Genomic DNA, 19,117 nt, shown 5'->3' with positions numbered 1-19,117 from the left:
CCCACGTCGGGCAGCCCGGGGCGGCCGGGTCGGGAGCTACCGTCGCGCGCCGGTCCGGCCGGGTGCCGGCAACGCGCGCACGTCCAGCTTCCCGCTCGGCGTCCGGGGCAGCTCGTCGAGGCACACCACGGCACCGGGCAGCAGGTAGTCGGGCAGCGTCTCGCGCAGCTGGTCGCGCAGCTCGCGGGCCGTCGGCCCGGGCGGTTCGCTCGGTACGACGTACGCGACCAGGCGCGGGACGGAGCCGGTCCCGCCGACCGGCACCACCGCCGCCCGGCGCACCCCGGCGCACCGGCGTACCGCCTGTTCCACCTCGCCCAGCTCGACGCGGTGGCCTCGGATCTTGACCTGGCCGTCCCGGCGGCCGTGGAACTCCACCAGTCCGTCGGGGTGGCGGGTCACCAGGTCACCGGTGCGGTAGCACCGGCCGTCGGGATGGCAGGTCGGGAACCTCTCGCCGGTCAGTCCGGTGTCGTCGCGGTAGCCGAGGGCGAGCCCCGCGCCGAAGATCAGCAGCTCCCCCTCGACGCCCGCCGCGACCGGGCGGAGGTCGGCGTCGACGACGGCGACCCGCGCGTTGTCGATCGGACGGCCGATCGGCACGGTGGCGGTGCCCGGACGCGCCGCCGGGTCGGTCGGCACCTCGAAGGTGAGCGCGCCCACGGTGGTCTCGGTCGGGCCGTAGTGGTTGACCATTCGCACGTCCGACAGCTCGCGGACCTGGTCCACCAGCTCCCAGCGGCACACCTCGCCACCGACGATCAGCAGTCGGCGGGGCAGCACCCGCTCCGCCGCCTCGTCCAGCAGCGCCGCCAGGTGCGACGGGGTGATCTTCAGGACGTCGACGCGGTGCTCGTCCTGGTAGTCGGCGAAGTCGTCGGGATCCGTCGCGGTCCCGGTCGGCACCAGGTGGACCGCGTCTCCCCCGGTGAGCGCCGGGAAGACAGCGGTGTGCCCGAGGTCCGTCGCGAGGCTGGTCACCGACGCGAAGCGCAGCTGTCCGCCGTCGGCCCGTTCCGGGTCGACCAGCCGGGCGACGAACGCCGCGTAGTTGGCCAGGGCCGCGTGGGGGATCTCGACGACCTTGGGTACGCCGGTGGAGCCGGACGTGAACACGGTGTAGGCGAGCTGGTCCCCCACCACCGGGGACGGGCCGCGCAGGGTCCCGGCGCTCTCCGCCGCCGCTCCCGCGTCGATCCAGCCGGCCAGGTCGACGGTGAGCACCACCTGCCCGGACACCGGCGGGTCGTCGCTATCCGTCACCACGACGGCGGCCCCGCACCCGCGCAGCTGACTCTCGACGCGGGCCCGCGGCTGGTTGGCGTCCACGCAGGCGTAGCCGGGCCCGGCGTGCAGCGCGGCCAGGCACGCCACCAGCTGGGCGGCGCTGCGGTGGGCCAGGACGGCCACCGGGGCGGCTGCCGCACCGTGGCGCCGCAACACGTCGGCGAGACCCGCGACGGCGTGGCGCAGCTCGGTGTAGCTCAGCGTCGCGTCCGCGCCGACGACGGCCGTACGGTGACCGTGCCGTCCCGCCGCCGCCCAGATCAGCGCGGGCACCGCCCGGTCGGGGTCCCATCCGGCCGGCGGCCCGGACACCTCGGGATCGGCAGGCATGGCAGGTCCCTTCGGTTCGACGGCGGCGGGCCGACAGGTCGCCGGCCGACCGTGGGTCGCGCGGCACGGGCTTCCGGTGGCAGCGATCGTGACACGGGGCCCGCACCGCGACAACACCTCATTCGGGCCGCGAACCCCTATCGTCGCGACCGCGCGACGGACGACGCGCCCCCGTTGGTCAGACGGCCACCATGCAGTTGTCGGAGCCGCTGTCGCGCCCCCGGGCGCTGACGATCCCGGCGGAGCCGTCGCCGTAGTAGCGGCAGAACAGCCCCGCCGCGCGCCCGCCGAACAGCAGCGGCCCGATCACCGGGGCGACCTCGACGTCGTGGGGTTCGTCGGCGTCGTCGGCGACGAGCGCGACCCGGCACGTGCGTGGCGCCACGAAGTCCTGGACCACGCTGGTGCCGTCGGCGGCGGCCTCGGCGACGGCGGACTCCCACGTCGCCTGGTCGACCTCGCCGCCGATGACCACCTGCTTGCCGCTCTCGCCCAGGCCCGCCTTGAGCACCAGCAGGTCCCGGTTCGCCAGGACGAACGGGAGCAGCTCGACCTCGCGGCCCTCGCGCCCCGTCCTGCGGTCCGAGAGGATCCGCGTCCACGGCACGTACCGGTCGACGAGGCCGCGCTCGGCCGCGCTCATCCACGGCCGGCCCTCCGACAGCAGGCCCATGGTCAGCTTGCTGTGCATGAAGGTCGACGTCTGGGTGCCCACGAGCAGGCAGCCGTTGTCCAGCGCCTCCTGCACGTAGGTGGTGTCGAGCCCGGCGTCGAGCCAGTCCGGGATGGTGAAGTTGCGCAGCCCGATCGGGTAGCGCAGGTGGGGTGGGCAGTCCCACGCCTCCGGCAGCTCCTCGGGCTCGAAGAAGCGGGCGGTGAGGCCGTGGTTGTTGAGGTAGTCGGCCTCCATCTGGAAGTAGCGGTTCTGCACGCCGTAGACCCGGGCGCTGCCGACGATGGCCACCCTGGGCGCCAGCCCCAGCTCGGCGCAGAGCGACCGGTACATCCCGGCGCGTACGGCGAACGGGTCCGGGGAGCTGAACGGGGTCCTGCCCTCGGCGTCGGCGTGGAGCTTGCGCCACACCTCGAGGCGGCAGTGCGTCTCCACCACGCCGCCGAGCGCGCCGCTGACGTTGAACTCCAGGAACTGCGGCCCGTCGGGCCCGATGACGACGTCCGGCCGCACGACGCAGTCCGGATAGCGCTCCTCGACGAACGGGTCCCGCACGAACAGCTGGTTTTCGCTCTGCGGCATGCGGTAGGCCGCCAGCCGGCCCTGCGTGGTGGGGGCCGTCTCGAGGGCGGTACGGCGGAGCAGGTCGACCAGCGCGGCGGCCGCCCGGAAGATCTCGGCGTAGGACGCGCGCGGGATGGCGATCGGTGCCGCGGGCAGCAGCCGCTGGTAGGGCCAGCCGGTGTCCCGCAGCTCGTAGCGGAGCATCCCGCGGATCGTCTCCGCCGGCGCGGCCGGCGCCAGGCGATGGGTGCCGAACCACGGATGCCCGGCCGGCCCCGCACTGCCGACATGCTCGCGCACGGTCATCTGACGCTCCCCGGAGTTGCACGTCGGGCCGGCCGCCGGAGTGTGCTCGCCGCGGGCCGGTATCTCCGAAACGATGATCGACATAGACTAACATTCACGTTCGACGGGGACCGCGCCCGTTCGCCCACACTCGACACGGGAGAACTGCCGATGACCTTGCGTCATGTCCAGGGCAACGAGTACCGCGAAGAGCACGGCGGGGACTACGAGGACTTCGAGCCCGGGATGGTGATCCGGCACTGGCCGGGCCGCACCATCTCCGAGACCGACAACACCTGGCTGACCCTGCTCACCATGAACCAGCACCCGCTGCACTTCGACGAGCACTACGGGGCGGGCAGCGAGTACGGGCGGGTGCTGGTCAACAGCGGGATCACCCTGTGCCTGATCGGCGGCATGACCGTGCAGGCCCTGTCGGCGCGGGCGGTGGCCAACCTCGGCTGGGACAAGGTCCGCCTGCGCGAGCCGGTCTTCGTCGGGGACACGTTGTACGCCACCAGCCGCATCCTCGACAAGCGCCTGAGCCGGTCCCGGCCCGGCCAGGGCATCGTCACGGTGGAGACGACGGGCACGAAGTCCACCGGCGAGACGGTCATCGTCTTCGAGCGTTCCTTCATGGTCCGCTGCCGGGAGAGCTCCTCCTGACCTACGCCACGGACACCGCCCCCTCGTGCAGCGCCACCGCGGCGGCGGTGTCCTCGATGGCCATCCCGACCGTACGCAGGACCGACGTCCGCCCGCCGACGCGCACCTCGCCGGTGACCAGCGCGCCCAGCTCGTGCAGGTCGTCCACGCCGATCAGGCCGGCGGCCAGGGCGGCGCGCACCTCGCCGGCGCCCTCCAGCGCCGCGGTCCGGTCCTCGACGACCGCCACGGCGTCGGCCAGCAGGGCGGGGTCGAGTTCGATCGCGTCCGGGTGGGTGCCGCCGATGACGTTGACGTGGGCTCCGGGCGCCACCCAGTCCGCCTCCACCAACGGTGTGTTGTCGCTGGTCGAGGTCGCCGTGCAGATGATCGCCGCGTCGGCGACGGCGGCCTTGGTGCTGTCGCAGACGCTCACGTGCACCGGGTGGGGCACGACGTCGCCCACCCAGTCGGCGAACTGCTCCGCCCGGTCGCGGGTCCGCGAGAACACCCGGACGGTACGGATCCGCCGCACCGCCGCCACCGCGCGCACCAGCGACCGCGCCTGCACCCCCGCCCCGATGACCGCGAGGTCCTCGGCGTCCTCGGCGGCGCACCAGCGGGTCGCCAGGGCGGCGACCGCACCGGTGCGGACGGCGGTCAGCTCCGCGCCGTCGAGCAGGGCCGTGATCTGCCCGGTGGTCAGGTCCGTCAGCGCGACGATCCCGTGGATCAGCGGCAGCCCGCGCCCCGGGTTGTCGGGGGTGAGCGTGGTGATCTTGACGCTGCCCACCCCGCGCCGCTCCCAGACCGCGGGGCTGACCAGCAGGACCCGCTGGGGGCCGTGTTCGATGACGGTGCGCGCCGGGGAGTCGGTCCGGCCGGCGACCAGGTCCGCGAACATCTCGCCCAGCGCGTCGATCACCCGCACCAGCTGGGGCGTACCCGCCATCTGCGCGGCGTCGACCGTCACCGGCCCGGTCATCCGGCAGCTCCGTCGGTGCCGAACCGGACGGCCCAGGCGTCCTCGCGGGACACGGTGGCGCGGGCCATCCGGGCGAACGGCGGACCGACCATGTTCCCGTCCAGCACGGCGATCCCGCCGTTGGCCGCCCGTACGGCCTCGGCCACCCTGCGCGCCAGGCGCAGGTCGTCCGCCTGGGGGCGCAGCACCCGGTTGATCTCGTCGAGCTCCCCCGGGTGCACCGTCGCCTTGCCGTGGAAACCGAGCGCCCGCACCCGGGCGGTCTCCTGCGCCAGGACGGCCGGCTCGGCCAGCCGGAAGTTGGCGGTGTCGATGCAGGCGGTGCTGTGCCGCGCGCAGGCCAGCGCCATCGCCTGCCGGGCGGCGAGCATGGCCTCCCAGGTGATCTCGACCCCGAGCGTCGCGGCCAGATCGGCCGAGCCGAGGACCAGCCCGTCACTGGCCCCGGCGATCGCGTCGATCTCCGCGACCGCCTCCACGGTCTCCACCGTCACGTAGATCTCCGGATGCGCGTCGGCGGAGGCCAGGATCCGCCGCAGCAGGGCCACCTCGGCAGCCGAGGTCACCATCGTCATCATGACGATGCCGGGCCGCACCGAGCCCTCCGTGAGCGCCACCAGGTCCTGCACCGCCGCGACGCTGCCCAGCTCGTTGATGCGTACCGCGACGTTCTCCGGTCGTGGCGCCTTCTCCAGGGCGGCCAGGCACACGGTGCGCGCGGCCGGCTTCTCGGCCGCCGGCACCGAGTCCTCCAGGTCGATCAGGTGGACGTCCGCGTCGTAGGACCACGCCTTCACGACCCGGTCCAGCGACAGCGCCGGGGTGTAGAGGATGCTGCGCGGGATCGCCCGCGCGGCGCCGGTCACCGGGTCACCGGCTCGGGTCGCGCGGCGGCCGGACGGGCGCCCGCCTCGACGAGCACGGAGCACAGCCGGGTGATCTGTTCCTCGGTCTGGCCCGCGCGCAGCATGACCCGCAGGCCGGCGGTGCCACGCGCGACGATCGGGAAGAACACCGGCGAGGTGTAGAACCCGGCCGCGAAGACCCGCTGGGCCGCCTCGACGACGGTCTCGTCGCTCATCGGCACCACCCGGATCGGGTACGTGCTGCCGGACTGTTCGGTGGCGAGCAGCGAGTCGAACAGCGCGATGTTGGACCGCAGCCGCCCCTGCAACCGGGTGAGTTCCTCGGTGCGGTGGATCTCGGCAGAGGCGAGCGCGGCGCCCACCGCGGCGGCGTTCATCTTCTGCGAGTAGCCCAGGGGGCCCGCGAAGCGTTCGATGATCCGCCGCGTCTCCTTGGGGAAGCCGTCGAGCAGGATCGCCGTGCCGCCCGCCCCGAAGCCCTTGCTCAGGGTCGCGACGGTGATGGTCCGGTCGTCGCGCACCGGGCAGTGCGAGCGGACGTAGCCGATGCCGCGCTCGCCGTACGCCGACAGCGAGTGCGAGTCGTCGTAGAAGACCAGCATGTTGTACTTGTCCTGCAACACGGCCAGCTCCTCGACGGGCGCGTAGCCGCCGAGGCTGTCCGAGCCGTCCACGACGTAGCAGACGCGCTCGTAGGTGCGGCACATGTCCTCGAGGTAGTCGAGGTCGTGGTGGCGGCAGGTGACGACCTCGGTCTCGTCGGCGCAGTTCGGCTTGGCGTTGGCCATCGACACGTGGGCGTTCTTGTCGAAGACCATCAGCGGCCGGGTGCCGTTGCCGAGGTGCCCCGACGCGATCAGCGGCAGCAGGCCGGTGCTGGCCGCCGCAGTGGAGATCGCGCTGATCACCATGGCGTCGAACAGCTCGCCCAGCGACTCCTCCAGCTCCAGCAGCACCGACGTCTGCACGCGGGTGCGCGGGATGCAGTGGTCCAGCACGCCGAAGCGGCGCAGCGCGTCGACGGCCCCGTCGATCACCTTGGGGTGGGTGTCCAGGTCCAGGTAGGAGCAGACGGTGAAGTTGACGAACTCGTGGCCGTCGGCCATCCGGAACACGCCGTCGTTGAGGTCGCCGACGATGCCGGCGACCCCGTGCTCCTCGGAGAGGTTCCAGAAGGTGTTCCCCACACCGATGAGCTTGTCGTTGTTGCGGTAGCGGTGGGTGGGGGTGATGGTCTTGCGCTCGCTCATCAGGAGTTCACCTCGGTGGGCTTGTAGCTGTAGACACCCTTGACCCTCCGGTAGGCGTACGTGTACAGCGCGACGCCGAGCGCGTGCGGCCTGCGGAGGATCTTCTTCGACTTCAGCCAGAAATTGACGTTGATATTCATCTCGTCCAGCGACTCGGCCTGGTGCCACCAGCCGAGCGGCAGGTAGAGCATGTGGCCCGGTTCGAGGACGAAGTCACGGCGCTGGGCCAGCTTGGGCGCCAGCCTCGGGTAGCGCGCCAGGTCCACATTGTCCAGGTCGAAGACCTGGGACTTGTCCCCGAACCCGCGCAGCACCGAGCGCGGGTAGTACTCGCGGGAACCGGGCGGGGCGATGATGAACCGCTTGCGGCCCTCCAGCGCGATGTTGAAGTTCTCGAACTCGTCGAAGTGGTTCTTGGTGAACACACCGCGGTGACTGATCCACAGGTTCGCCGCGTACAGCGTGTCGCCGTAGCCGAAGAACTTGTCGGCGTCGAAGCCGATGACGGCGTTCACGTCGGCCGGGCTGTTGCGGATGTTCGACACCACCCGGTGCCACGTGCCCGGGGTGGTCAGGTGGCGCTCGTCGGCGAAGAAGTCGCGCAGCTTGATGTCGCGGGTCTCCCAGCGCCCCGGGTGGTTCTTGTCGCCCGGCTCGGTGAACAGGGTGACGGTCATGTCGGCCAGCCGGCTCGCCACGCCCTCCCGGCCGAGCCCCTGCACGTCGCCCGGCAGCGCGATCACCACGGGCACGTCGGCCTTGAACAGGCCGCCGGGGCCGACGGCCATGAACTCGTCGAACGTCATGCGGGCCACGGGGACACCCGCCGACCCGTTCGCGTTGGACACTGCGTCCGAAACTCCCATGTCGCCTTTCCTCACTGCTGGGGGCCGCGTGCGCGGCCGGTCACGTGGTGACCCTACGGGCGCTCAACTCCGCCACCACGTCCACGATCAGGTCCTCCTGGCCGGCGATGGCCTGCCGCCTGCCGAGTTCGAAGAACACGTCACGCGCGTCGACGCCGGCGCGGCCGGACAGCTCGACCACCCGGTGCTTGAACCCGGAGAACACCCCGGCCAGTCCGCTCACGATGGACATCGAGGCGGTCACCGGCGGCGCCGGCATGAGTTCGCGTTCCGCGAGGTCCGCGGCGTCGAGGAGCGCGTACAGGTCGATGCCGGTCGCGAAACCGCTGCGCTCCAGCACGGGGACGAGCACCTCGAGCTGGGTGTTGCCCGCCCCGGCGCCGAAGCCGCGCGCGCAACCGTCGATGATCAGGGCGCCGGCCTGCGCCGCGGCCACCGAGTTGGCGACGGCCATGCCGAGGTTGTCGTGGCCGTGGAAGATCACCGGCGTGTCGACCGCCGCCACGATCGCGCCGATCCGCGCGGTGACGTCGGCGGGCAGGAAGTGGCCCGCCGAGTCCATGATCCCGACCGCCTGCGCGCCGTACGCGACGGCCTGCGCGGCGTGCTCGGCCAGTTCGCCGGGGGACGCCATGTGGCTCATCATCAGCACGCAGTGCGCCTCGGCGCCGGCCTCGCGCAGGACGTCCAGGTGGCGCTCGGCCAACGACGTCTCGGTGGCGTGCACACCGATGCGGACGATGTCGGCGCCGTGGCCGATCGCGCGCCGCAGGTCGTCGGAGGTGCCCCAACCCGGCAGCATGAACACGCCCATCCGGCTGTGCCGCAGCGCCTCCCGGACCGTCGACAGCATCTCGTCGTCGCTGACCGCGGCCTGCCCGACCTGCAGGGACGACGCGCCGAGGCCGTTGCCGTGGCCGACCTCGACCACCGGGATCCGCGCCGCGTCCGCCGCCTCCGCGTACCGGCGCAGGGCGAGGGCCCCGAGCTGGTGGCGGACCGCGTGCTGGCCGTCGCGCAGCGTCGGGTCGTGGATCACGACGTTCCTCATCGGGCCGCCTCCGTCCGGGCGGACCGGCCCAGCCGGGCCGCGTGCTGCTCGGCGACCAGGATGGCCGCCGAGTTGATGATGTCGAGGTTGCCGGCGTACCGGGGCAGCACGTCGCTGTGGGCGGTGACCTGGAGGGAGACCGTCACCCGGTCGTCGACCACGGTGCAGGCGGTCACCGCGTAGCCGGGGGCGAACGACCGCACCTGCTCGGCCACCGGGTCCACCGCCGCGCGTACCGCGGCGACGTCGGCGCCGGGAATCCGCGCGTGCACGGCCGTCCGGAACGTCGCCGGCGGCACCGCCGGGCTGATGTTGAGGATCGCCTTGACGTCGGGCACGCCGGAGAACGTCGTGACGGCGTGCCGGGTGGTCGCCACGTACTCGTCGAGGTTCAACCGCGTGCCGCGGCCCGCGACGTCGCTGGCCACCGTCGAGACGACCTCGATGTAGCTCACCGGGAAGCGGGCGGCGAGCGCGTGCGCGACCGGGATGGACGCCTGACCGCCGCAGCTGATCAGGTTGATGTTGCGCCCGGCTGTCGCCTCCACCCCGGTCACGGTCGGCACCACCATCCGGCCCACCCTGCTGGGCGTCAGGTCGACCACCAGCGTGCCGAGCGGCTCCAGCAGCGACCAGTGACGCAGGTGCGACGCCGCGTTGGTGGCATCGAACACGACGTCGAACGCGTCCCCCGCCGCCAGCACGGCGTCGATCCCGGCGGCGCTGACGGGGAAGCCGAACCGCTCGGCGTGCCGCAGGCCCGCCGAGTCCGGATTACGCCCGGCCACCAGCCGGCAGTCCAGCAGGGAGGAACGGTGGATCTTGCTGATCAGGTCCTGGCCGATCGCCCCGGTGCCGATGACGGCGACGGTGGCGGTGGCGGGTTCGACGACGCGGGCCTCGGCGTCGGTCACGTCCGCGGTGAGACTCAAGGCGTGCCTCCAGGGCGCCGGAGCCGACCGGCCCGCGACCGCCGGGCGAGGGATCGGCGGGTACGGGTCGGGTGGCTCGCGGATTCCGGGTCGTAGGTTCTCAAGTACGTCGTCCTCACCAGTCGATGTGCACGGTGTCCGGGCGGAACCTCGTGCGGCACCACGGGGGCCGGGTGCGCGGGGGTCGCGTGCCGGGCGGCGCCGCCCGGCCGTGCCGTTCCCGGGATGCGGGTGCCCGGACGACCCGCGCGACGCCCACGGCGGCGCGACCGCCCTCGTGGGCGTCGCGGCCGGTGGGTCGTCGGGAGACGGGTGCGCCGGGCGCATGTCGGGACACGTCGTGACCGGGGGTCGTCCGGCGGGTTCCGTTCCCGGAATTGCCGCTTCTTCGAACAACAATCGGACATTTAGCTTGATCTCAGAAGTCTCGACGTAATATCCGAAGAAGCCCCCGTCTACAAGCGCGACAACCAATGCGGCCGTTGCGCTCCACGTCAGCCGCAGCGTTCCGCCGGCATCGAAGCTATCAGATGGCCGCGCCGAGCGAACCTGACTGTTGGGTCACTCTCACGACAGTCCACGCTGGGGTGTGACGGTGCCGACGGTACTGCGCCGTCGACGCCGGTACGACCATTTGCGACTATCTTCGTCAGCCCCACCGTGCTGGCATTTTCGGACGGTCCGGTCGAATTGTCGACGGCGGTGGATCGGCAGATCGAAAGGGGGGACGGAATGTGTCGTCCGCCGCCGCCGGCGAAGCTCGACCGGCGACGGGCGACGACCACCGCCGCACCCCCCTGCCGGCCCCGCCCGGCCCCGAACCGGACGCGCCACCCGCCCCGAGAGGACACACCATGACGACCACCCGGCCGCCCGCAGTGAGCAGGTCACCACTGGGCCGCGCGTACGCCGAGCACCTCGCCCGGAGTGCGTCGACGGACCACCCGACCGCCGCCGCCCTGGACGCGGCCACCCTCGAGCCGTACCGGGACCGGTTCATGAGCGGCCCCGCCTTCCTGGCGGAGAGCGAGTGCCGGGCCGTCGCCCGGGACCTCCGCACGGTCTACGACCTGCTGCGCGCCCTGCCGGAGCGGGTGTTCGACGGAGACCTCACCGCACTGGCCCGGGCCGTCGGCATGGATCCCCGGCAGACGGCGCTGATCACGCGCGGCGCCCGCGCCGGGTCGCTCGTCCCGCTGGGCCGCGCCGACCTCTACCACGACGGCGCGGGGTTCCGCCTGCTCGAGTTCAACCTCACCAGCGCCCTCGGCGGCTTCGAGTGCGCCGACATCAACCGGGCGATGCTGGCGTACCCGCCGCTGCGGGAGTTCGTGGACCGGCACCGGCTCCGGTACCGCGACACGCTGGACTGCATCGTGCGGACGCTGTACGCCGAGTGCGCCGCGATGATCCCCGCGGACCGACCGCCCGTCGTCGCCGTGGTGGACACGACGGAGAACTACCCGATCGTGGGCGGCCGTCTGGAGGTGCTCGCCGAGATGCTCGCCGGGTACGGGATCGAGGGGATCGGCTGCCACCTCGGCCAGTTCACGTACCCGCAGGGCCGGCCGACCGTGGCGGGCCGCGCCGTCGACATCGTCCTGCGCTACTTCCTGCCCGAGGACCTGGCCGATCCGGCGGTGGAGACCCAGGTGGAGCCGCTGCTGGTCGCCGCGGAGCAGGAGAAGGTCGGCCTGTTCAGCCGCCTGGACGCCGAGCTCTACGGCAACAAGGGCACCCTGGCCATGCTCTCCGACGACCGGCACCGGGGCCTGTTCGACGCCGACGAGCTGGCCTGCCTCGACCGCATCCTGCCGTGGACCCGGCACGTACGCGCGCGCGGCACCGATCCCGAGGGGGCCGAGGTCGACCTGCTCGCCTACGCCCGCGCCCGGCAGGACGAGCTGGTCCTGAAGCCGACGCTGCTGCACGGGGGCAACGGCGTGCTCGCCGGCTGGACGGTGGACGCCGACGAGTGGCAGGCCCGGCTCGACTCCGCGCTGGACGGCCCGTTCGTGCTGCAACGCCGGGTCCGCCCCGCCGCCGAACCGTTTCCCGACGGCGCGGGCGGCGTGCAGGACCTCTACCTCAACTGGGGGGTCTACCTGGCCGACCGGGACGTCGTCGACGAGGACGGATACGCCGGCTGCCTCGTCCGCGGCAGCACCGACCCGGGGGTCGGGGTGGTGAGCATGGCCGGCGGCGCGAGGATCGGCTGCACCTTCCACGGCGGCTGAGCGCCCGTCAGCGGCCGGGTGCGGGCCGTCGCGCCCGTACCGCCGTCTGCCGGGCACCGGATCGCGGTGCCCGGCGGGCTGGCGGTGTGCGCCGGCCGGAGGGGGCCGGCACGGCCGGGCGCTCGGCGCCCGCGTGCCGGCCCACAGGTCGCGGAGCGCTCAGGCACCCGCGCCGGAGCGCACCCGGTCGATCCAGGCCTCGACGTCGTCGGCGGTACGCGGCATGGCCGCCGACAGGTTCTCGTGGCCGTCCTCGGTGACCAGCACGTTGTCCTCGATACGGACGCCGATGCCGCGGAACTCCGCCGGCGCCAGCAGGTCGTCCGCCTTGAAGTACAGGCCGGGCTCGACGGTGAGGATCATCCCGGGCTTCAGCTCGCCGTCCATGTAGTCCTGACGCAGCAGCATCTGGCAGTCGTGCACGTCCATGCCGAGGTGGTGGGAGGTGCCGTGGACCATCCACCGCCGGTGCCAGCCGCCGCGCTCGCGGTCCAGGGTCTGCTCGAGGGTCACCCCCTCCGGCAGCAGCCCCCACTCGGACAGCCGTCGGGCGATGACCACGTTCGCGGCGGCGTGGATGTCGCTGAACTTGTTGCCCGGCTTCACCGCCGCCAGGCCGGCCTCCTGCGCCTCCAGGACCGCTTCGTAGATCTTGCGCTGCACGTCGGTGAAGCGGCCGGTCACCGGGAGGGTGCGGGTGATGTCGGCGGTGTAGAGGGAGTCGACCTCGACACCGGCGTCCACCAGGATGAGGTCGCCCTCGCGGACCGGCCCGGTGTTCTTCGTCCAGTGGATGGTGTTGGCGTGGTCGCCGGACGCGCAGATGGTCTCGTAGCCGATGCCGTTGCCGTCGTGGCGGGCGTACAGGCCGAAGAGGCCCTCGACCCACCGCTCGCCGCGCTCCTTGCCGACCGCCTCGGGCAGCCCGGCGATGATGGCCTCGAAGCCCCGGTGGGTGGCGGCGATCGCCTTGCGCATCTCGCCCACCTCCCACTCGTCCTTGAGCAGGCGCATCCCCGAGAGGTGGCGGGCCAGTTCCTCGTCCGCCTCGTGCTGCTGCGTCACCGACGCCGGCGTCTCCGCCTGGGCGCGGGTCTCGTCGACGAGCCGGGCGAGCTCGCCGTCGGCCCCCCGCACGACGCGCACCACGGTCGCGCCGGCGTCCTTGGCCAGGACGTCCGGGAGCGAGTCGATGTGCCGGGTGCCGATGCCCAGCCGCTGCTCGATCTCGCGCATCGTCGGGCGGGGCCCGACCCAGAACTCGCCGAAGCGGGAGTCCGCGAAGAACTCCTCGCTGTCGCGCGGCGCGAGCGGCCGGAAGAACAGGATCGCCTCGTGGCCGTCGGGCTTCGGGTCCAGCACCAGGACGCTGTCGGGCTCGGTGTCGAACCCGAGACCGGTCAGCCAGGCGAAGGCCGTGTGCGGCCGGAAGGTGTAGTCGGTGTCGTTGCTGCGCACCTTGAGGCCGCCGGCGGGGATGATGAGGCGCTCGCCCGGGAACCGCCGTGACAAGGCCGCCCGGCGGCGGGCCGCGTGGTCGGCGACCTCCGCCCGCGGGACAGGTGCCGCATCCGGACTGGCCCAACCGGAGGCGATGAAAGCGCGAAACGCGTCGCTCGTCGGGGTGTTGCGGTGGCTGGCTTTCACCTGCTCGTCGCTTGTCATGGTCGCATCCTGCCACGCGCTCCGGAGCCTCGGCAAAGCCGTTGCGACCCTCGACTGTGGCTCCTGGAGCGCCCGGGCGGCACGGGTGGTTCGCGGTCGTCGCCGCCGGGCGTCGCCGCGGGCGCGGGTATCGACGTTTGTCTCGGCCGTACGGGTCGTAGAGTTTCGCCGAAACGCCACAATCGATCGACGTCTTGACATCCGTTGTAACATTTCCAAAGCCGCTCGATCGGCATCCGTGGCGCGCATGTCAACGCCGCCGTTTCCGCTTTGTTTGATCCGGCCGTCCGATGCGGTCGCCAACTCACGGAAAGCGAAGTGTCCATGCAATTGTCTGCGTTGAGTTCTGCGGTGAAGACCGCTTTCGGCCGTGATTCGCGTCGTCGGGGCAGGCGGATCGCCGTCGCGGCCGCGCTCGGTGTGGCACTCGTGGGCGGGGCGGGTGCGGGTGCCGCCGCCGTCGCTCCCACGCCGCCGCCGGAGCCGGCCGCGGCGATCGTCGGCGGCCAGTCCGTACGGCAGGGCAACGTCACGGTCGACGGCGCGACCCTGCGTTACACCACCAGCGGGAGCGGCTCGCCGCTGGTGCTGCTGCACGGCTGGCCGCAGACGTCGTGGGTGTGGCACAAGGTGCTGCCCAGCCTCGCCCAGCAGCACACCGTGATCACGTTCGACCTGCCCGGCCTGGGTGCCTCCACGGCCCCGGCCGGCGGCTACGACAAGGCCACCACGGCGCGACGGATCCGGCAGGCGGTCAACCAGCTCGGCTTCACCCGGGTGGCCCTGATCGGGCACGACCTCGGCGCCATGGTCGCCTACAACTACGCCCGCGACTTCCCCACCGAGGTCACCCGCATCGGCGTCGTCGAGAGCCCGCTGTCGGGGTTCGGGTTGGAGAACTTCTACGGGATCAGCTGGCACTTCCTCTTCAACGCCTCGCCCGCGCCCATCCCGGAACGCATCATGGACACCGAGGACGTCCCCACCTATCTCGGAATGCTCTTCGACCGCGCGCAGCATCCGGAGGCGATCGACCGTAACGTCTACTACCGCGCGTATTCCGACCCGGCGAAGCGGACGGCGGGATACGAGTACTACCGGGCGTTCAAGGCCGACGCCGCCGACAACCAGGCCCACGCGCAGACGAAGCGCCTGACCATTCCCGTGATGGCGATGGGCGCCCAGTCCGTGTTCGGACCCGCCGTCGCCGCCTCCTATCAGCAGGTGGCCGACGACGTCCGCACCGTCGTGGCCCCCGACACCGGCCACTGGATCGCCGAGGAGAACCCGGCCTTCTTCAGCGCCTGCGCGTTGCTCTTCTTCGGACCCTCCACCGGCACCCCGTCCAGCCCCGAACTCACCGGCTGCGCCCCCTGACCCAAGCCCCTTGCCGCGCCACGGCGGGGGCGACCTGTGTCGACCCCGGAGCGGGCAGTGGCGACGCCACCGCCCGCTCCGGTCGGCCCGGCCGCCCCCGCCGTGGCGTCGGCGTTCGTCGACGCTGGCTGCGCCGGAGGCGGCGGGCGTTCGAGCGGGCGACGGCCCGAGGGCCTAGCTGTCCTCGTAGACCAGGTCCATGACGTCGGTGCGTCCGGCCCAGCGCAGTTCGAGGTGCCAGCAGCCGGCCCGCGGCATGTCGATGATCGACGGGCCCGGGCCGCCGGCGACCTCCCGGTTCACCCGGGTTGCGGTGCCGTCCAGGGTCGCGGTGATCCGCAGTGCGTCCGGGGTGGTCGCGGCGGGGGGCGTCGCGGCGGGACGGGCGACCCAGAGGATCTTGTTGTTCGTCCCGTGCTTCCTGGCCCGGGCCAGTGGGTGTCCGAACAGCACCGCGACGATCTCGCCGCCCGCGCCGAGGACGTGCGGCATCCGGGTGCTCCCGCTGAACCCGGCGTCCGCCCAGTCGGGCAGCGGCCCCGTCTCGACCCGGGAACCGCAGCCGGTGGTGGCACCGCCCGACGCCGCGCCCGCCGACACCGTCACGGCCGGGGAGGCTGTCTGCGGGACGGGTCGCCCCGCCGTCGTGCACCCCGCCAACAGGACCACTGCCCCCAGCAACACCCTGCGCGCCGCACCCATCTCATGCCTCCCGACGACCTGTTCGTGCATTCCACTGTCGGGACACCGGCCGACTCCCCCGGGTTCCCGACCCCGGGCCCCGCCGGTGGTGGGCCGGCACCGGCACGACCGCCCCTAACCCAGTGACCGGGCGATCTCGATCGCCTCGGGCCTGGTGAGGTCGCCCTCGATGCGATAGCTGACGCCCGCCTGCTCCCAGATCAGGGTCGAGGCGGCGAGCCGCGCGGTCTCCACCCGGACGGTGCCCGCGCGATCCACGTAGGAGACCGGGTGCGGGGCCCCGATCCAGACGGCGAAGCCGCCGTTCACCTGGACCCAGGTGGTTCCCGCCGCGCTGCTCTCCTTGTGGAAGGCCAGGTCGAGACGGCCGTCGAAGGCGTCGACGCGCAGCGCTCCCCCGCGGTAGAGCAGCGTCGCCACCCGGCAGAAGCCCGCGCCGTCGGGGTCGGCGATCAGCACCTGCTCGGGCGGGCCCAGCCTCGTCGGTGTGCGGACGGGGAAGCGCACCTTCCGTTGCGCCTCGGCCACGGTGGCCGGCCGCTGCGTCGGCAGTGGCGAGGCGGCGCCGGTGGGACGCGCCGGATCGGGCGTCGTGGCGACCGTGATCCCGGCGAAGCGCAGCAGCCCGGCGGCGGCGTCGGCGAGGGCGGCGCGCCCCGGCGGCAACGCCACCACGACCAGGGCGGTGAGCGCCGCGGCGACGAGGTGGCGCCACCGGCGTCGCCGCGGCGGAGGCGCGGCGAGGCGGGCGCGTACCCGGGCGGTCACGTCGGGCGGGTCGGGCGTCTCCAGCCAGGCGGAGAGGTCGCGCAGTTCGCGTTCGAGGTCATCCACGGCGCACCTCCGCGACGTCGAGCAGGCCGCGGAGCTTCGCCAGCGCCCGGGAGGTCCGCGACTTCACCGTGCCGCGCGGCCAGCCCAGCATGGTCACGGTCTCGTCCTCGCTGAGGTCGAGGAAGAACCGGCACACGATCACCTCACGGTCCTTCACCGACAGCGCGCGCAGCGCCCGCACCAGGGTGGCCCGGCGTTCCCCGGCGAGGACGGCCTCGACGGCGGCGTCCTCGCCGATCTCCGTGTGCGGGTCCGCCACGGCGGCGCGTAGGGCGAGCCCGTCGCGCCTGCTGCGCGACCGGTGCAGGTTGCGGGTCTCGTTGGCCACGATCGCCATCAGCCAGGACCGGAACGACGACTCTCCCCGGTAGCGGGAGATGTTGCGGTGTCCCTTCACGAACGCCTCCTGGATGACGTCCTCCGCGTCCGGACCCGCGCCGAGCAGCACCGCCGTCCGGTACGCGGATGCGGTGTGCCGGGCGACCAGGAGTTCGTACGCCTCCAGGTCACCCGCCCGGGCGCGGGTGACCAAGTCTTCGTCGTTCAGGGGTACCTCCGGTGGGGACACACTCATGACACCACCGACGCCCCGCGGGTTCCGCCGCGCCGAGGGAGATGTCCGGTCGCCGACCTCCGCCGACCGCTCGGAGTCCGGCCGGTCCTGTAGCAAACCTTCTTGACGATTCATCGATGCGTAGCTAAGTTTCAGCCATCCGGACTGAGAGGTCGTCGCCCATGAAGGCCCGACTCGTTACCGCGACCGTCCTGGTGGCCACCCTGTCGACCACCCTCGCCCCGCTGCCCGTCCAGGCCTCCGCGGCACCCGCGCGTCCACCGGGCGGGGAGCACGGCTGGGTCACCTCGACACTGCGGCACATGAGCCTGACGCAGAAGGTCGGCCAGCTCTTCGCCACCTACGTCTACGGCGGTGACGCCACCGAGCCCTCGGCCGCCGACCGCGCCGCCAACCGCGCGGCGTTCGGTGTCGAGACGCCGGCCGAGGTCGTCGACGAGTTCCGCCTCGGCGGCGTCTGCTACTTCTCGTGGTCCCACAACCTGGACAGCCCGCGCCAGATCGCCACCCTCTCCAACGGGTTGCAGCGGGCCGCCGTCGGCGACGGCACGAAGGGGCGGGTGCCCCTGCTCGTCTCCACCGACCAGGAGCAGGGCGTGGTGCTGCGGATGCCCGCCCCCGCCGCGCAGTTCCCCGGGTCGATGGCCCTGGGCGCCGGGCGGTCGCCCCGGGCCGCCCACGAGGCCGCGGAGATCACCGGCCGCGAGCTGCGGGCGGTCGGCATCCACCAGCCGTACGCGCCGATCGCCGACGTCAACGTCGACCCCGGCAACCCGGTGATCGGCGTACGGTCCTTCGGCGCCGACCCCACCCTGGTGGCCGAGCTGACCGCCGCCCAGGTCGCCGGGTTCCAGGACGGAGCCGGCGCGACGGCGGTGGCGAAGCACTTCCCCGGCCACGGCGACACGGCCACGGACAGCCACACCGACCTGCCGGTCATCGACCACACCAGACAGGAGTGGGACCGGATCGACGCGCCGCCGTTCCGGCGGGCGATCGACGCGGGCGTCGAATCGATCATGACGGCGCACATCGTGGTGCCCGCGCTCGACCCCTCCGGCGACCCGGCGACGCTGTCGCCGACGATTCTCACCGGCGTGCTGCGCGGCGAGCTCGGTTTCCGGGGGGTCATCGTCACCGACGCGCTGAACATGGCCGGCGTGCGGCGCAAGTACGGCGACGACCGGGTGCCCGTGCTGGCGCTCAAGGCCGGCGCCGACCAGCTCCTGATGCCGCCGGACCTGCGGCTGGCCCGGGACGCGGTGCTGCGGGCCGTCGCCACCGGCGAGCTGACCGAGCAGCGCGTCGACGAGTCGGTCCGGCGCATCCTCGCCATGAAGTACCGGCAGGGCCTCGCCCGGTCGCCGCTGGTCGACGTCGAACAGGCCGTACGCACGGTCGGGGCGCCCGCGCACCTCGCCGCCGTGGCACGGGTCACCGACCCGACCCTCACCGCGGTCCGCAACGACACCGGGCTGCTGCCGCTGGCCCCCGGGCAGCGGTCGGTGCTGGTCACCGGCTGGAACAGCGCCGCCTTCGCGCCGGTCGAGACCGTCGCCGACGGGTTCACCGCCCGCGGTGCCCGGGCCACCGCCAGGCCCGCGACCCTGCCGTCGGATCAGACGATCGCCACGACGGCCGCGCTGGCGGCCGAGCACGACCTCACCGTCGTGCTGACCAACAAGGCGTGGGACACGACCGTCACCGATCCCCGCGGCACCCAGCGGCGGCTCGTCGCCGCGCTGCTCGGCACGGGCAGGCCCGTGGTGGTGGTAGCGGTCCGGGATCCCTACGACGTCGCGTACCTGCCGGGCGTGACCACCTACCTGGCGACCTACTCGTACACCCGGGCGGCGATGGACGCCCTCGTCCGTGCGCTGCACGGCGAGTTGTCCCCCCGTGGACGGCTTCCCGTCACGATCCCCACGGCCGAGGGTGCGGGCACCGTGCTCTATCCCTACGGCCACGGCATGAGCTGGTAGGAGGCAACCCAC

General features: G+C 72.8%; 16 protein-coding genes. 4 read left to right on the top strand and 12 right to left on the bottom strand.

What is annotated here, in order from left to right:
* Nucleotides 1-36: 36 nt before the first annotated feature.
* Both ACFHW0_RS21345 and ACFHW0_RS21340 read right to left on the bottom strand, forming a co-directional pair.
* Nucleotides 37-1,617 (bottom strand): amino acid adenylation domain-containing protein, encoded by a 1,581-nt coding sequence (locus ACFHW0_RS21345; protein WP_416610202.1) that lies wholly within the window; start codon nt 1,615-1,617, stop codon nt 37-39.
* Between the two features lie 178 nt (nt 1,618-1,795).
* The gene (locus ACFHW0_RS21340) at nt 1,796-3,160 is read right to left on the bottom strand and encodes a hypothetical protein (RefSeq protein ID WP_416610199.1); all 1,365 of its coding nucleotides are present in this window, start codon (nt 3,158-3,160) and stop codon (nt 1,796-1,798) included.
* Between the two features lie 150 nt (nt 3,161-3,310).
* On the opposite strand from ACFHW0_RS21340, the gene ACFHW0_RS21335 reads away from it, so the two are divergent.
* On the top strand, nt 3,311-3,805 hold the full coding sequence (locus tag ACFHW0_RS21335) for a MaoC family dehydratase (protein ID WP_121398517.1): 495 nt from the start codon (nt 3,311-3,313) through the stop codon (nt 3,803-3,805).
* Between the two features lies 1 nt (nt 3,806).
* On the opposite strand, the gene ACFHW0_RS21330 is transcribed toward ACFHW0_RS21335, so the two are convergent.
* The 6 genes from ACFHW0_RS21330 to ACFHW0_RS21305 all read right to left on the bottom strand — a co-directional run bounded on the left by ACFHW0_RS21330 (nt 3,807) and on the right by ACFHW0_RS21305 (nt 9,734).
* Nucleotides 3,807-4,769: an ornithine cyclodeaminase family protein gene (locus ACFHW0_RS21330; protein ID WP_416610197.1), complete on the bottom strand. Its 963-nt coding sequence runs from the start codon at nt 4,767-4,769 to the stop codon at nt 3,807-3,809.
* Complete coding sequence (locus ACFHW0_RS21325; RefSeq protein WP_416610195.1) at nt 4,766-5,635, bottom strand: HpcH/HpaI aldolase/citrate lyase family protein; 870 nt, start codon at nt 5,633-5,635, stop codon at nt 4,766-4,768. The genes ACFHW0_RS21330 and ACFHW0_RS21325 overlap by 4 nt, the downstream gene beginning before the upstream one ends.
* Entirely contained in the window at nt 5,632-6,885 is a 1,254-nt protein-coding gene (locus ACFHW0_RS21320; protein WP_416610193.1) for an aminotransferase class I/II-fold pyridoxal phosphate-dependent enzyme, read from the bottom strand. The genes ACFHW0_RS21325 and ACFHW0_RS21320 overlap by 4 nt, the downstream gene beginning before the upstream one ends.
* Nucleotides 6,885-7,691 carry a cupin-like domain-containing protein gene (locus ACFHW0_RS21315; RefSeq protein ID WP_121399328.1) on the bottom strand — a complete coding sequence of 269 codons (807 nt, stop codon included), beginning with the start codon at nt 7,689-7,691 and terminating at the stop codon, nt 6,885-6,887. Before ACFHW0_RS21315 ends, ACFHW0_RS21320 begins: the two co-directional genes overlap by 1 nt.
* Before the next feature lie 100 nt (nt 7,692-7,791).
* Entirely contained in the window at nt 7,792-8,802 is a 1,011-nt protein-coding gene (gene dmpG / locus ACFHW0_RS21310; protein ID WP_416610191.1) for a 4-hydroxy-2-oxovalerate aldolase, read from the bottom strand.
* Nucleotides 8,799-9,734: an acetaldehyde dehydrogenase (acetylating) gene (locus ACFHW0_RS21305; protein WP_416610189.1), complete on the bottom strand. Its 936-nt coding sequence runs from the start codon at nt 9,732-9,734 to the stop codon at nt 8,799-8,801. Before ACFHW0_RS21305 ends, dmpG begins: the two co-directional genes overlap by 4 nt.
* 854 nt (nt 9,735-10,588) lie before the next feature.
* Here ACFHW0_RS21305 and ACFHW0_RS21300 point away from each other — a divergent pair.
* A complete protein-coding gene (locus ACFHW0_RS21300; RefSeq protein WP_416610187.1) occupies nt 10,589-11,971 on the top strand; it encodes a hypothetical protein in 1,383 nt (460 codons plus the stop codon).
* A 159-nt stretch (nt 11,972-12,130) separates the two neighbouring features.
* Here the strand turns inward: ACFHW0_RS21300 and ACFHW0_RS21295 are convergent, their stop codons facing one another.
* Complete coding sequence (locus ACFHW0_RS21295) at nt 12,131-13,636, bottom strand: aminopeptidase P family protein (protein WP_416610184.1); 1,506 nt, start codon at nt 13,634-13,636, stop codon at nt 12,131-12,133.
* A gap of 351 nt (nt 13,637-13,987) precedes the next feature.
* Here ACFHW0_RS21295 and ACFHW0_RS21290 point away from each other — a divergent pair, with 351 nt between their 5' ends.
* Nucleotides 13,988-15,013: an alpha/beta fold hydrolase gene (locus tag ACFHW0_RS21290; protein WP_416610181.1), complete on the top strand. Its 1,026-nt coding sequence runs from the start codon at nt 13,988-13,990 to the stop codon at nt 15,011-15,013.
* 174 nt (nt 15,014-15,187) lie between these two features.
* On the opposite strand, the gene ACFHW0_RS21285 is transcribed toward ACFHW0_RS21290, so the two are convergent.
* The 3 genes from ACFHW0_RS21285 to ACFHW0_RS21275 all read right to left on the bottom strand — a co-directional run bounded on the left by ACFHW0_RS21285 (nt 15,188) and on the right by ACFHW0_RS21275 (nt 17,123).
* The gene (locus ACFHW0_RS21285) at nt 15,188-15,619 is read right to left on the bottom strand and encodes a hypothetical protein (protein WP_416610179.1); all 432 of its coding nucleotides are present in this window, start codon (nt 15,617-15,619) and stop codon (nt 15,188-15,190) included.
* A gap of 210 nt (nt 15,620-15,829) precedes the next feature.
* Nucleotides 15,830-16,549, bottom strand: a complete 720-nt coding sequence (locus ACFHW0_RS21280) for a hypothetical protein (protein WP_416610177.1) — start codon at nt 16,547-16,549, stop codon at nt 15,830-15,832.
* Nucleotides 16,542-17,123 (bottom strand): RNA polymerase sigma factor, encoded by a 582-nt coding sequence (locus ACFHW0_RS21275; RefSeq protein ID WP_416610175.1) that lies wholly within the window; start codon nt 17,121-17,123, stop codon nt 16,542-16,544. Before ACFHW0_RS21275 ends, ACFHW0_RS21280 begins: the two co-directional genes overlap by 8 nt.
* 161 nt (nt 17,124-17,284) lie before the next feature.
* Between ACFHW0_RS21275 and ACFHW0_RS21270 the strand changes: the two genes are divergently transcribed.
* Nucleotides 17,285-19,105 carry a glycoside hydrolase family 3 protein gene (locus ACFHW0_RS21270; protein WP_416610173.1) on the top strand — a complete coding sequence of 607 codons (1,821 nt, stop codon included), beginning with the start codon at nt 17,285-17,287 and terminating at the stop codon, nt 19,103-19,105.
* Nucleotides 19,106-19,117 lie beyond the last annotated feature (12 nt).

This window comes from Micromonospora sp. LOL_025, from assembly GCF_048060285.1.
GTDB lineage: Bacteria > Actinomycetota > Actinomycetes > Mycobacteriales > Micromonosporaceae > Micromonospora.
This window is presented reverse-complemented; position numbering and strand designations above follow the sequence as displayed.